The following is a 12,006-nucleotide window of genomic DNA, read 5'->3' on the forward strand; positions in this document are numbered from 1 at the left end:
TTGGGGCGGTAGCCCCGACCTACGTCGTCCGATCAGCGATCAAACGCTACCGCCAAGGGGATGCACCACGGTGGGTGCCGACCGTTGGTCGGCACGCATGCAACCCGCCGCCGCGCGCGCCGCTCGACCAACGCTCGGGCAGCACCGGTCAGCGGCTGCCCTGCGGCCAGCCGTTGACGATCTGGCAGAACAGCCGCGCGGTCTGCTCGGTGTCGTAGACCGCGCTGTGCGCCTGGTTGGCGTCCCACTCGAAGCCGGCGGCCTGCACCGCGCGCGCCAGCACCGTCTGCCCGTAGGCCACGCCGGCCAGGGTCACCGTGTCGAACACGCTGAACGGATGGAACGGGTTGCGCTTGTGGCCGCTGCGCGCCACCGCCGCATTGAGGAAGTTCAGGTCGAAGTGCGCGTTGTGGCCGACCAGGATCGCGCGCTGGCAGTTGTGCTTCTTCAGCGCCGCGCGCACCGGGGCGAACACGTGCTCCAGCGCCTCGCGCTCGGGCTTGGCCAGCCGGAACGGGTGGTCGAGCACGATGCCGGTGATCTCCAGCGACTTGGGGTCGATGTCGGTGCCCTCGGCCGGCACCACGTGCGCGCAGCTGGTCTGGCCGGGCAGCAGCAGGCCGTTTTCGTCCATTTCCAGCGGGATGGCGGCGATTTCCAGCAGCGCATGCCGGTTCCAGTCGAAGCCGCCGGTTTCCACGTCCACCACCACCGGCAGGAAGCCGCGGAAGCGTTGCGCCATCGGCGGGAAAGCGGCGGCTGCGGCCGAACGGTCAGCGGGTTGGTTCATCGCGCTAGGGTAACAGAGGGCCGGCGCGGTCCCGCCGCGCGCAGGGCCGTGGCTCAGGGGGCCGCCGCGCCGCGGTGGCGGTGCTTGACCACGTACATGTCGGCGTCGGCGCAGCGCAGCAGGGCTTCGGCGTCGCGGCCGTCGGCCGGGCAGCAGGCCACGCCGACGCTGGCGCCGATGCCGGCAAACGGCGGCACCTCGGCCGCCGCCACGCTGGCCTGCAAGGTGTCGGCCACCCTGCGGGCATCGCCGTGGCCGGCGCAGCCGGGCAGCAGCACGACGAATTCGTCGCCGCCCACCCGCGCGATGAAATCGCCGTGGCGCAGGGCCTGCCGCAGCCGGTTGGCCACTTCGCACAGCAGCCGGTCGCCCTGCGCGTGGCCGTGGCGGTCGTTGGCCGCCTTGAAGCCGTCCAGGTCCAGATACAGCACCGCCAGCGCCTGTTCGCTGTCGCCGATGGCCCGCTCCAGTTCCTCGCGCAGCCGGTAGCGGTTGGGCAGCCCGGTGAGCGGGTCGTGCCCGGCCATGTATTCCAGCTTGCGCTCCAGTTCGCGCAGCTCGGTGACCTGGTGGCCGACGGCCAGGCGCACGCCGTACTCGGGCAACCACTTGGCCGACCATTGCATGTCCACGACGTGGCCGTCGCGGTGCAGGTAGCGGTTGCGGAAATGCGGCAGCGGCCGGCCTTCCATCACCCGCTGCACGGCCAGCGCGGTGGCGGCGCGGTCGTCGGGGTGGACCAGTTCGATCATGCGCCGGCCCATCACCTCGTCCGGGCGGTAGCCGATGATGTGCTCGAAGGCCGCGCTGACCGCCAGGTAGTGGCCTTCCGGATCGACCACGCATACCGCGTCGGGCAGCAGGTCGAGGATCTCGCCCAGGGGCGGCAACGTCGTGGGCATGCGGCAGGGCGATCGTGCGGGGACCAGGCGCCGATTATGCGCCCGCGCCGGCGGAACGCACGCCGGCGTTTGCTACCCTGTGGCCCTTTTCGACGGGGGGCAGCTCCCGTTTTCCCGGGAGTTTCCTGCCGATGAAGTGGTTCCGCATCATCCCCATCCTGCTGCTGATCGCGCTCAACACGCTGCTGCACTGCGTGCCGCTGTTCGTGGTGGCGCTATTCAAGGCGGTGCTGCCGCTGGCCGCGGTGCGGCGCGCCTGCAACCCGCTGCTGACCGGGCTGGCCGAGAGCTGGATCGGCGTGAACAGCATGATGATCGGCCTGTTCACCGATACCCGTTTCGAGGTGGGCGGCGATGCCGTGCTGGCGCGCGACGGCCACTACCTGGTGCTGGCCAACCACCAGAGCTGGGTGGACATCGTGGTGCTGCAGAAGGTGTTCAACCGCCGCATCCCGCTGCTGCGCTTCTTCCTGAAGCGCTCGCTGTTCTGGGTGCCGGTGCTGGGGCTGGCATGGTGGGCGCTGGATTTCCCGTTCATGGGCCGCTACAGCCGCAAGCAGATCGCGAAGAACCCCGAGCTGGGCCGGCGCGACATGGAAGTGACGCGCCGGGCATGCGAGAAATTCCGCGACATCCCGGTGGCGGTGATGAACTTCGTCGAGGGCACCCGCTTCACCCGTGCCAAGCACGATGGCCAGTCCTCGCCGTTCCGGTACCTGCTCAAGCCCAAGTCCGGCGGCGTGGCCTTCGTGCTCGACGCGATGGGGCAGGGCCTGCATGCGCTGCTGGACGTGACCATCGTCTATCCCAAGGGCATCCCGTCGATGCTCGACCTGATGGCCAACCGCGTGCCGCAGGTGAAGGTGCTGGTGCGGCAATGGCCGATCCCGGCCGAACTGGCCGGTGGCGACTACCAGGGCGACCGCGGCTTCCGCGCCCGTTTCCAGCAATGGATGAACGGCCTGTGGCAGCAGAAGGACGAGGACATCGCCACGCTGCTGGAGCAATCGACCCCGTAGATGCGGGGCTTGCCCCGCATGGGGCCTGTAAAGCATCGCGTGGGGCAAGCCCCACGCCTACGGGAGCCCAGCCGCCCGCGGCGCGCCGCCACGGTTTAGAGTGCGGGCCTTTCCGCAACAACGAGGAACCGCCATGACCGCCGCCTTTTATCCCATCGGAACCCCCGGCCAGGCCTGGGGTGCGCAGGAACGCGCGCAGTGGCTGGCGCGGCAGCGGGTGCAGCGCAGCCATGCGGACGAGGTGGTGGCGAAGATCGACGCGCTGCGCGGGCGCTTCGATGTCTCGCAGTACGGGCAGCTGGACTATTCCTCCGGCCACTATCCGTTGCTGGCGATCCGCAGCCGCGGCTGGGACGACGCGCTGCCGGTGATACTGGTCACCGGTGGCGTGCACGGCTACGAAACCAGTGGCGTGCAGGGCGCGCTGAAGTTCGTCGACCGGCACGCCGCCGACCATGCCGGCCGCTGCAACCTGCTGGTCGTGCCCTGCGTGAGCCCGTGGGGTTACGAGCGCATCCAGCGCTGGAACGCGCTGGCGCTGGACCCGAACCGCTCCTTCGTGATCGACAGCCCCGCGCCGGAATCGGCGGCCTTGATGGCGCTGGTGGCGCCGCTGCGCGGCCGCTTCCTGATGCACATCGACCTGCACGAAACCACCGACACCGACGAGAGCGAGTTCCGCCCGGCGCTGGCCGCGCGCGACGGCAAGCCGTTCGAGCCCGGCGAAATCCCCGACGGCTTCTACCTGGTGGACGACAGCGAGAACCGCCAGCCGGCGTTCCAGCAGGCGGTGATCGAGGCGGTGGCGAAGGTGACGCACATCGCGCCGGCCGACGGCGATGGCCGGATCATCGGCTCGCCGGTGGTCGCGCACGGCGTCATCGAATACCCGCTCAAGGCACTGGGCCTGTGCGCCGGCATCAGCGATGCGCGCTATACCACCACCACCGAGGTGTACCCGGACAGCCCGAAGGCCACGCCGGAACAATGCGACGACGCGCAGGTGGCCGCGGTGCGCGGCGCGCTGGAATACGCGCTGGCGCACGGCTGAAACCGCCTGTCGCGGGTGTCATCGTCCCGGCGAAATGCTGCATGCGGGGCAAGCCCCGCATATACGCCGTAGGTACGGGGCTTGCCCCGTACAGGGCCTTCCCGGTGACTGCCGATGCGCCGCAAGCAAGGCGACGCCCAACGGCATCGCGCCATCCTCAGCGCCGCTTGCGCACCAGTGCCGACGACGCCTGCAGGATCGCGCGGGTCAGCTGCGCCATCGACGCCACTTCGCCCTTCCAGTGCTGCCAGTACAGCGGCACGTCCTCCCACGCGCGCGCCTTGACGTAGACCAGCCGCCCGCTTTCCAGGTGGCGGCGCACCAGCGGCAGCGGGTTCATGGTCCAGCCGAGCCCGCCGAGGTTGGCGTGGACGAAGGCGCGGGTGGAGGGAATCCACCACGTGGGCGCATCCAGCGGCTGCGTCGAGCCGGCCAGCCGCTGCGCGTAGCGCGCCTGCATGTCGTCCTTGCGGTTGAACACCAGCACCGGCGCCTGTGCCAGCGCCTGCGCGGTGACGCCCCGGGCGAAGTGGCGGGCGTGGAACCCGGGGGTGCAGGTGGCGGCGTAGCGGATGCTGCCCAGCGCGTGGATCTGGCAACCCTGCACCGGCTCGGACAGGGTGGTGACCGCACCCAGCACCGCGCCCTGGCGCAGCAGCGCGGCGGTGTGGTCCTGGTCCTCGGTATGCAGGTCCAGGGTGGTGCTGCTGACCTGGGCGAAGGCCAGCGCGGCCTCGGGGAACCACGTCTCCATGCTGTCGTGGTTGACCGCGACCGGGATGCTGGCGCGCGGCAGTTCCGCGTCGGCGACGCCGATGCGCTCGAAGGCGTCGCGCTCCAGCAGCGCGGTCTGCTCGGCCAGCTGCACCAGCACCTGGCCCTCGGCGGTGGCCTCGCAGGGGCTGGTGCGCCTGACCAGCAGCTTGCCGATCCGGTCTTCCAGCGCCTTGATCCGTTGCGACACCGCCGAGGCGGTTACGTTCAGCGCCAGTGCGGCGCGCTCGAAGCTGCCTTCGCGGATCACCGCGGCGAGGGCGCGGAGCTGGGCATGGTCGATGCGCATGGATTAAGTGTGGCTAATGATGGTTTAAGAAGTTTAGCTCCACTTCTTGATGCCGCACTGCAACAATATTGTCCGTCGGCGGTCCCGGGGTCCTCTCTCTCCCCCCGGGGTCCCGCCTTCCCCCCCATCGCAACAAGGCTTGTCCCCCCATGTTCTCCGTCGTTTCCGCCCAGGCCACCGGCAGCGCCTGGCTCAGCGGTGCCGGTACCGGCATCGGTCTGTTCGCCGTGGTCGGTGCGCAGAGCGCCTTCATCCTGCGCCAGGGCATCCTGCGCCAGCACGTGGTGCCGGTCATCGCCACCTGCTTCGCCATCGATGCGGCCTTCATCTTCGCCAGCGTCGCCGGCCTGCGCACGCTCACCGACCACCTGCCGTGGCTGACCACGGTGCTGTTGTGGGGCGGCGTGGCGTTCCTGGCCTGGTACGCGCTGCAGTCGGCGCGGCGAGCGGTGGCCGGCGGCGGCGGCATGCAGATGGACGACACCGCCGCGTCCTCGTGCCGCGCGGCGATGCTGGCCGCGGCCGGGTTCTCGATCATCAACCCGCATTTCTGGCTGGACATGATGGTGATCGGCTCGATCGCCGACAACTTCGGCCACGCGCGCATGGCCTTCGCCGCCGGCGTGGTCACCGCCAGCGCAATGTGGCTGACCGCGCAGGGGCTGGGCGCGCGCCTGCTGGCGCCGCTGTTCACCCGGCCCAATACCTGGCGTGTGCTCGACGGCACCATCGCCGTGCTGCTCAGCGTGCTGGCGCTGACCCTAGCGCTGCGCGGCGTCGGTTGATGGCGGCAGGACCGGCCACGCGTGCGCAAGCCGGCCTGCCGCCGGCGGCCGGCTACACGGTGGCGTGCGCGTGAGCACGCCCCGGCCCGCGCTGTGGACATCCAGCTTCCTGTTGGCGTGCATCGCCAACTTCCTGATGGGCATGTCGTTCTACGTGCTGATGCCGACGCTGCCGTTCCACCTGGTGGAGCAGCTGCGGATCGGCGAGGCGACGGTGGGCATCGTGCTGTCCAGCTACGTGATCGCCGCGCTGCTGGTGCGGCCGTTCTCGGGCTTCATCGTCGACCGCTTCAACGCCAAGCACGCCTACCTGCTGGCGCTGGCGGCCTACGTGCTGTTCACCTCCGGCTACCTGCTGGCGCAGACGGTGCTGGCCTTCGTGCTGGTGCGGCTGGGCATCGGCCTGACCTTCGCGGTGATGAGCACCGCGGCCAACACCCAGGCCATCGACATCATTCCCTCGGTGCGGCGCGGCGAGGGCATCGGCTTCTTCGGGCTGATGAGCAGCCTGGCGATGGCGCTGGGGCCGATGGCCGGGCTGTGGCTGATGGACCGCTACCCGTTCCACGCGATCTTCGACGCGGCGGTGGCCGCCGGCGTGGCCGGCCTGCTGGTGGCAGCGCTGGTGCATGCGCCGCGCAAGCAGCGCAACGGTGCGGCCACGGTGCTGTCGCTGGACCGCTTCCTGCTGGTGCGCGGCATCCCGCTGGCGCTGAACCTGGCGGTGATCGGCCTCGGCTACGGCATGCTGCTGGCCTTCGCCGCGCTGCACGGCAAGCAGCTGGGCGCGGGCAACACCGGCATCTTCTTCACCCTGATGGCGATCGGGATGATGGTGTCGCGGGCGTTCTCCGGGCGCCTGGTCGATGGCGGCAGGGTGGTGCAGGCGACCAACGGCGGCACCCTGGGCGTGGTCGCCGGGCTCGGCCTGATGGCATGGGCCGGCGGGCCGCTGCCGTACTACCTGTCGGGCCTGCTGGCCGGCTTCGGCTTCGGCGTGGTGTACCCGGCCTACCAGACGATGATGGTCAACCTGGGCAGCCACGCGCAGCGCGGCACCGCGGTGGCCACCTATTTCTCGGCGCTGGACGTGGGCATCGGCGCGGGCATGGTGCTGGCCGGCGCGATCGCCGCGCGCGCCGGCCTGCCGGCGGCCTTCGCCACCGGCGCGAGCCTGGCGCTTGTGGCGGGGCTGGCGTTCGCGCTTCGCCTGTCGGCCCGCTTCGCGGCGTCGCCGCTGCGCGCGGGCAACGATTGAGCGGTACCGGCCTGCGCCTGTGGCAGAATCCGCTTGCATGCGCGGCCATGTCGGCCGCTGCCATCCGCTACCGGGGGAAACGATGAGGAAGTACCTGCTTGTGGCCGCGCTGTGCCTGCTGTCGGCCTGCGGCCACGGCATCGATGGCACCTATACCGACGCGATGGGCGTGGCCAAGTACACCTTCACCTCCGGCGGCAAGGTGACCATCGAGGCGATGGGTATCTCGCAGGAGACCAGCTACGTGCGCGAGGGCGATACGCTGAAGGTGGCGCTGCCGCAGAAGGGCGCCTCGCTGGACTTCACCGTCGGCGAGGACGGCGCGCTGACCGGCCCGCTCGGCATCCGCCTGGAGAAGGTCGGCAAGTAGCCGGCCGCTCGGCGTGCAGCACGGGGTGCGTTGACGTTGGCGACGGTGATCCTTTCGGCGATCGTGGCGGCCCTGCTCGCGGGCGCGGTGGCCGCGTGGGCGTTCGGGCGGCGGCGCGCGGACGGCAGGGGCCAGGGCTGGTCGTTCGTCCCGGAAACCTCGCAGGACGCGTCCGCGGCGCCGGTGGCGCTGGACCCGGCGTTGCTGCCGGGCATGCGCCAGCGCTTCCTGCGCGCGGCGCTGGGCGTGGACGAGGCCGGCGCCGCAGACGACGATGCCCCCGCGCACCAGCAGGTGGCCGACGAGGTGCTGCTGGCGCTGGAACGGGCCGACCTTTCGCAGCGCTACATCCCGCGGCGCCCGCACCTGCTGCCGCAGCTGATCCAGAGCGTCAACGACAGCACCGCCTCGGCACGCTCGATCGGCCGCATCATCGGCAGCGACCCGGTGCTGACCGTGAACCTGCTGCGCATCGCCAACAGCTCGCTGTACCGCTTCCAGCAACAGGAAGTGCGCAGCATCGAGCGCGCGGTGACGCTGGTGGGTAACGAGGGCATCCGCCAGATCATTTCCGCCGCGCTGGTGCAGCCGGTGATGAACCCGCCCGAGCGCGACGGCGGGCGCTTCTCGCAGCGGCTGTGGGACTACACCCTGCGCATGTCGCTGGCCACCGCCGACCATGCGCGCAGCATCGAGCGAGAGGACGGTTTCTCCGCGCAGCTGGCCGGCCTGCTGCGCGGGCTGGGCATGGTGATCGTGGTGCACGCCACCGCCGAGGCGTATTCGCGCAGGCAGACGCTGGCGCCGTCGCCGGAGGTGCTGCTGTCGCTGCTGGAGCGCTGCACGCCGCTGCTGGCGGCGCGGATCGCGCGGCAATGGGAACTGTCCACCGACGTCGCCGCGGCGCTGGAGGGGCAGGCGGCATGGCCGCGGGCGAAGGCGCTGGCGCGCTCGCTGGAAGTGGGCGAGCTGGCCGCGGCGTTGTCGATGCTGTGCCGCGAGAACCTGATGGAAACCGACGAAGCCCTGCAACTGCTGGCCGGGTGCGTGCCCGGCCACGTGGCCGAATGGTTGTGGAAGCGGGTCAACCCCGACGATCCGCAGCAGGACGAGTGAGCAGTGGGTCTGCTGGAACCGCGCGCAGGCCATGCGCCATCCAGCGGTCCACATGAGGCTCTCCCATACGCCCGGGCCTGATTGATGAACGAGCATTCCCCGCGCTTCACCCCGGCAGTACGCATCGGCCTGTCGATCGCGGTGGCGACCGGCCTGTATGGCGTTTCCTTCGGCGCGCTGGCGGTCGCCTCCGGTTTCAGCGTCGGCCAGGCCGTCGCCTTGAGCTTGTTGATGTTCACCGGCGGCTCGCAGTTCGCCTTCATCGGCGTGGTGGGGGCGGGTGGCAGCGGTGCGGCGGCGTTCGGCGCGGCCACATTGCTGGGCATCCGCAATGCCGTCTATGGCGCGCAGATCAACCGCATGCTGCGGCCTCGCGGCTGGCGGCGGCTGCTGTCGGCGCAGGTCACCATCGACGAATCGGCCGCCACCGCGGCCGGCCAGTGGGAGCCGGCCGAACAGCGGCGTGGCTTCTGGGTGGCCGGCATCGGCGTTTATGTGCTGTGGAACCTGTTCACCCTGCTTGGCGCGGTGCTGGGCGATGCGCTGGGCGACCCGCGCCGCTGGGGCCTGGATGGCGCGGCAGTGGCGGCCTTCCTCGGCCTGTTGTGGCCGCGCCTGCGTTCGCGCGAGCCGGTGGCCATCGCCGTGGTCTGCGCGCTGGCGACGATGTTGGCGTTGCCGTGGGTGCCGCCGGGCGTGCCGATTCTGCTGGCGGCGGCGATTGCCGCGGTGTGGGGCTGGTTCGGGCATGGCCCGGCCAACGAAGGGCTGGAGCCGGACGTGTCACCCGAAGGCGACGGAGGGCAGGGCTGATGTCGCTGTGGGCATGGGTGTTGCTGGGCAGCGTGGTGGCCTGGGCGATCAAGTTCTGTGGCTATCTGGTGCCGGTGCGCTGGATGGCGTCGCCGCGGATGACGCGGGTGGCCGGCACGCTGACCATCGGCCTGCTGGCCTCGTTGACCACGATGAACGCTGTTTCCGCCGGGCAGGGCGTGGTGCTGGACGCGCGCATCGGCGCGCTGCTGGCCGCGGCCGTCGCGTTGCTGTTGCGGCTGCCTTTTCTCGTGGTGGTGTTGGCCGGCGCAGCGGCTGCGGCGTTGTTGCGGCTGCTGGCGTAGGTGCCGGGCCTGCCCGGCGCGGGGTGGCCGGGAATGCCCCTGCGGGGCAAGCCCCGCCTCCACGTATTGTCGAGGAGGAGTAGGTCGGGGCTACGCCCCCGACGCACGGGATATCGGGACACGAACGTCGGGGGCGTAGCCCCGACCTACCTGGTGCCGGGCAAGGCCTGCGTCTACGGTAACGTGCGGCTCAGAAACGCTGTCCGGCGGCGAGGTAGCGCCATTGGCCTTCGGGCATTTTGCTCAGCCCGATGCGGCCGATGCGCAGCCGGCGCACCTGCGTGGCGCGCAGGCCGACCTGCCCGCACATGTGTTGCAGCTGGCCGGGGCGCACGTCCTTGATCGCGAAACGCAGGCGCTGCTCGCTCTGCCAGCTGACCTTGCAGGCGGGCAGGGCACGGCCCGCGTGGTGCAGGCCGTGGGCCAGCTTTGCCAGCGCCCACGGCCCGGCTTCGCCTTCCACGTCGACCATGAACTCCTGCTCCAGCGACGGGCCGGCTTCGAGCAGGTGCCGGCGCACGCGCCAGTCCTGGGTGAATACCAGCAGCCCGCAGGCGTCGGCATCCAATGGCATCGGCGATTGCAGCCGCTGGAAATGGCGGTGCAGCAGGCGGGTGCCGGAGGCGTCGTCGGCGCAGCGGTTGTCTTCGCGCAACAGCGCCGAAAGCGCTTCGGCGTCGCAGCCGGCGGGCTTGTTCAGCAGCAGCGTCGCCGGCTCGGCGGGTTCGCTGCCGGCCCCGGCCGCCAACGCGAGGGTTTCATCGGCCACCAGCGTCTGCGGGGTTTCCACCACCACGCCGTCCACGCTGACCCAGCCGCCCTCGATGTAGTGCCGGGCCTGGGCGCGGGAGCAGTGCAGCTGCGCGGCGAGGCGCTTGTCGAGGCGGAGGGGCGTGGTCATGGCGCAGGCTCGGTACGGCGGGCGGGGAGTGTAGCGCCCGGCCTTCCATCGTAGGTGCCGGGCTTGTGCTTGCATCCCTTTTCGGGACAGGCACGGGGCTTTCGCCGGTAAAACTTCATGCGGGGCAAGCCCCGCAGCTACGGGATCCCGGTGTCCCCGGCGGGCCGGCCAGCCTCGTGCTCCAGCGCGGTCAGGTACAGGCGCAGGTCGAATTCGAGCTGGTGGTAGTCCGGCTCCATGTGCAGGCACAGCTGGTAGAAGGCCTTGTTGTGTTCGGCTTCCTTCAGGTGCGCCAGTTCGTGCACCACGATCATCCGCAGGAACGGCGCCGGGGTGTCGCGGAACACGCTGGCGATGCGGATCTCGCGGCTGGCCTTGAGCTTGCCGCCGTGGTTGCGGGAAATGGCGGTGTGCAGGCCCAGCGCGTGCTTGAGCACCTGCAGCCTGCCGTCGTACAGCACCTTGCCCAGCGGCGGCGACTGGCGCAGGTGGCGTGCCTTCAGTTCCTGCACGTAGTCGTGCAGCTGGCGGTCGTTGCGCACCGCGTGCGCCTGCGGGTGGCGGCCGCGCACCGTTGCGCCTAGCCTGCCGGCATCGAGCAGTTCGCGGGCACGCTGCTGCAGGTGTTCGGGATAGCCGGAAAGGTACTTCAGGGGCTGCATCGGCGGGCGCGGGGACGGGCGGGCCGGTATCATCGCAGCATCGGCAACGGAACCACGAATCACCAAGATGGCGAAGGCGAACCCGCTCCAGGAACAACTGCTCAAGGCCGGGCTGGTCAAGAAGTCGCAGGTGGCGCAGGTGGCGCGCGAGCAGAACAAGGCGCGCCACGCCAAGGGCGCGCCCGCCGGCCCCAGCGACAGCCAGCTGGAAGCCGAACGCGCCCGCGCGGAAAAGGCCGAGCGCGACCGCGTGCTGGCTGCCGAACACAACGCCCGGCGCCGCGCCGACGAGCTGCGCGCGCAGGCGCGGCAGATCATCGCCGACCGCAGGGTGCCGCGCAGCGGCGAGCTGGACTACCGCTTCGATGACGGCGCGGTGATCCGCACCCTGCTGGTCGACGAGGCGCAGCGCCGGCAACTGGCCGCCGGCACGCTGGTGATCGCGCGCCACGGCGAGGGCTTCGAGCTGCTGCCGCGGGCGGCGGCGGAGAAGGTGCGCGAGCGCGACGCGACGCTGATCGTGCTCGACCACGGCCAGGGCGGCGACGCGGCGGCGTCCACCGGCAATGCCGAGGACGACGCCTACTACGCGCAGTTCGTGGTGCCCGACGACCTCATGTGGTGAATGGCGGCCATTGGGCCACCATGCAGGTCGATGCGCTAGGCTGGTTGCCGGTCAAGTCACCGGTCATTGGAGCAGCAGTCATGGCTACCGGCTGGGCGGGCGATACCGCCGTTCAGGATCAGATCGACGCCACCGTCGAGGACGCGATCAAGCGCGCCCGCAGCCGCATGCCCAGCGGTCCGGGCCTGGAACACTGCGAGGAATGCGACGCGCCGATCCCCGAGGCACGGCGCAAGGCGGTGCCGGGCGTGCGCCTGTGCGTCGCCTGCCAGCAGGCGCTGGACGAAGAGGCCGTGTTCGCCGGCTACAACCGGCGCGGCAGCAAGGACAGCCAGCTGCGTTGAAG

15 protein-coding genes are annotated in these 12,006 nt (G+C 70.6%); 10 read left to right on the forward strand and 5 right to left on the reverse strand.

Annotated elements, in window-relative coordinates:
* Window positions 1–148: 148 nt before the first annotated feature.
* Both rnt and MIC98_RS08585 read right to left on the reverse strand, forming a co-directional pair.
* A complete protein-coding gene (rnt, locus tag MIC98_RS08580) occupies window positions 149–790 on the reverse strand; it encodes a ribonuclease T (protein WP_239736852.1) in 642 nt (213 codons plus the stop codon).
* A 53-nt stretch (window positions 791–843) separates the two neighbouring features.
* Window positions 844–1,692, reverse strand: a complete 849-nt coding sequence (locus tag MIC98_RS08585; protein ID WP_239736853.1) for a sensor domain-containing diguanylate cyclase — start codon at window positions 1,690–1,692, stop codon at window positions 844–846.
* 131 nt (window positions 1,693–1,823) lie between these two features.
* Between MIC98_RS08585 and MIC98_RS08590 the strand changes: the two genes are divergently transcribed.
* Both MIC98_RS08590 and MIC98_RS08595 read left to right on the forward strand, forming a co-directional pair.
* Entirely contained in the window at window positions 1,824–2,711 is an 888-nt protein-coding gene (locus MIC98_RS08590) for an acyltransferase (RefSeq protein ID WP_239736854.1), read from the forward strand.
* A 133-nt stretch (window positions 2,712–2,844) separates the two neighbouring features.
* Window positions 2,845–3,762, forward strand: a complete 918-nt coding sequence (locus MIC98_RS08595; protein WP_239736855.1) for a M14 family metallocarboxypeptidase — start codon at window positions 2,845–2,847, stop codon at window positions 3,760–3,762.
* Window positions 3,763–3,919: 157 nt separating this feature from the next.
* Here the strand turns inward: MIC98_RS08595 and MIC98_RS08600 are convergent, their stop codons facing one another.
* Window positions 3,920–4,825, reverse strand: coding sequence for a LysR family transcriptional regulator ArgP (locus MIC98_RS08600; protein WP_239736856.1), 906 nt, complete (start codon window positions 4,823–4,825; stop codon window positions 3,920–3,922).
* Between the two features lie 149 nt (window positions 4,826–4,974).
* Between MIC98_RS08600 and MIC98_RS08605 the strand changes: the two genes are divergently transcribed.
* The 6 genes from MIC98_RS08605 (at window position 4,975) to MIC98_RS08630 (ending at window position 9,472) form a co-directional block, all read left to right on the forward strand.
* Window positions 4,975–5,610: a LysE family transporter gene (locus MIC98_RS08605; protein WP_239736857.1), complete on the forward strand. Its 636-nt coding sequence runs from the start codon at window positions 4,975–4,977 to the stop codon at window positions 5,608–5,610.
* A 70-nt stretch (window positions 5,611–5,680) separates the two neighbouring features.
* Window positions 5,681–6,868 carry an MFS transporter gene (locus MIC98_RS08610; protein WP_239736858.1) on the forward strand — a complete coding sequence of 396 codons (1,188 nt, stop codon included), beginning with the start codon at window positions 5,681–5,683 and terminating at the stop codon, window positions 6,866–6,868.
* Window positions 6,869–6,950: 82 nt separating this feature from the next.
* Complete coding sequence (locus MIC98_RS08615) at window positions 6,951–7,238, forward strand: hypothetical protein (protein ID WP_057640128.1); 288 nt, start codon at window positions 6,951–6,953, stop codon at window positions 7,236–7,238.
* Window positions 7,239–7,283: 45 nt separating this feature from the next.
* The gene (locus MIC98_RS08620; protein ID WP_239736859.1) at window positions 7,284–8,354 is read left to right on the forward strand and encodes an HDOD domain-containing protein; all 1,071 of its coding nucleotides are present in this window, start codon (window positions 7,284–7,286) and stop codon (window positions 8,352–8,354) included.
* Window positions 8,355–8,438: 84 nt separating this feature from the next.
* Complete coding sequence (locus MIC98_RS08625; protein ID WP_239736860.1) at window positions 8,439–9,167, forward strand: AzlC family ABC transporter permease; 729 nt, start codon at window positions 8,439–8,441, stop codon at window positions 9,165–9,167.
* Window positions 9,167–9,472 carry an AzlD domain-containing protein gene (locus tag MIC98_RS08630; protein WP_239736861.1) on the forward strand — a complete coding sequence of 102 codons (306 nt, stop codon included), beginning with the start codon at window positions 9,167–9,169 and terminating at the stop codon, window positions 9,470–9,472. Before MIC98_RS08625 ends, MIC98_RS08630 begins: the two co-directional genes overlap by 1 nt.
* A 190-nt stretch (window positions 9,473–9,662) precedes the next feature.
* Here the strand turns inward: MIC98_RS08630 and MIC98_RS08635 are convergent, their stop codons facing one another.
* Window positions 9,663–10,373: an rRNA pseudouridine synthase gene (locus MIC98_RS08635; RefSeq protein WP_239736862.1), complete on the reverse strand. Its 711-nt coding sequence runs from the start codon at window positions 10,371–10,373 to the stop codon at window positions 9,663–9,665.
* Window positions 10,374–10,510: 137 nt separating this feature from the next.
* A complete protein-coding gene (locus MIC98_RS08640) occupies window positions 10,511–11,035 on the reverse strand; it encodes a YgjP-like metallopeptidase domain-containing protein (RefSeq protein WP_239736863.1) in 525 nt (174 codons plus the stop codon).
* A gap of 67 nt (window positions 11,036–11,102) precedes the next feature.
* Between MIC98_RS08640 and MIC98_RS08645 the strand changes: the two genes are divergently transcribed.
* A complete protein-coding gene (locus MIC98_RS08645) occupies window positions 11,103–11,660 on the forward strand; it encodes a DUF2058 domain-containing protein (protein ID WP_239736864.1) in 558 nt (185 codons plus the stop codon).
* An 80-nt stretch (window positions 11,661–11,740) separates the two neighbouring features.
* A complete protein-coding gene (locus tag MIC98_RS08650; protein ID WP_239736865.1) occupies window positions 11,741–12,004 on the forward strand; it encodes a DksA/TraR family C4-type zinc finger protein in 264 nt (87 codons plus the stop codon).
* Window positions 12,005–12,006 lie beyond the last annotated feature (2 nt).

The sequence above is a fragment of the Stenotrophomonas sp. NLF4-10 genome (assembly GCF_022359915.1).
GTDB lineage: Bacteria > Pseudomonadota > Gammaproteobacteria > Xanthomonadales > Xanthomonadaceae > Stenotrophomonas > Stenotrophomonas daejeonensis.

Bases quoted from the DNA above. Each gene is read 5' to 3' on its own strand.
- rnt (WP_239736852.1), bottom strand. From the start codon at position 790: ATGAACCAACCCGCTGACCGTTCGGCCGCAGCCGCCGCTTTCCCGCCG.
- MIC98_RS08585 (WP_239736853.1), bottom strand. From the start codon at position 1,692: ATGCCCACGACGTTGCCGCCCCTGGGCGAGATCCTCGACCTGCTGCCC.
- MIC98_RS08590 (WP_239736854.1), top strand. From the start codon at position 1,824: ATGAAGTGGTTCCGCATCATCCCCATCCTGCTGCTGATCGCGCTCAAC.
- MIC98_RS08595 (WP_239736855.1), top strand. From the start codon at position 2,845: ATGACCGCCGCCTTTTATCCCATCGGAACCCCCGGCCAGGCCTGGGGT.
- MIC98_RS08600 (WP_239736856.1), bottom strand. From the start codon at position 4,825: ATGCGCATCGACCATGCCCAGCTCCGCGCCCTCGCCGCGGTGATCCGC.
- MIC98_RS08605 (WP_239736857.1), top strand. From the start codon at position 4,975: ATGTTCTCCGTCGTTTCCGCCCAGGCCACCGGCAGCGCCTGGCTCAGC.
- MIC98_RS08615 (WP_057640128.1), top strand. From the start codon at position 6,951: ATGAGGAAGTACCTGCTTGTGGCCGCGCTGTGCCTGCTGTCGGCCTGC.
- MIC98_RS08625 (WP_239736860.1), top strand. From the start codon at position 8,439: ATGAACGAGCATTCCCCGCGCTTCACCCCGGCAGTACGCATCGGCCTG.
- MIC98_RS08630 (WP_239736861.1), top strand. From the start codon at position 9,167: ATGTCGCTGTGGGCATGGGTGTTGCTGGGCAGCGTGGTGGCCTGGGCG.
- MIC98_RS08635 (WP_239736862.1), bottom strand. From the start codon at position 10,373: ATGACCACGCCCCTCCGCCTCGACAAGCGCCTCGCCGCGCAGCTGCAC.
- MIC98_RS08640 (WP_239736863.1), bottom strand. From the start codon at position 11,035: ATGCAGCCCCTGAAGTACCTTTCCGGCTATCCCGAACACCTGCAGCAG.
- MIC98_RS08645 (WP_239736864.1), top strand. From the start codon at position 11,103: ATGGCGAAGGCGAACCCGCTCCAGGAACAACTGCTCAAGGCCGGGCTG.
- MIC98_RS08650 (WP_239736865.1), top strand. From the start codon at position 11,741: ATGGCTACCGGCTGGGCGGGCGATACCGCCGTTCAGGATCAGATCGAC.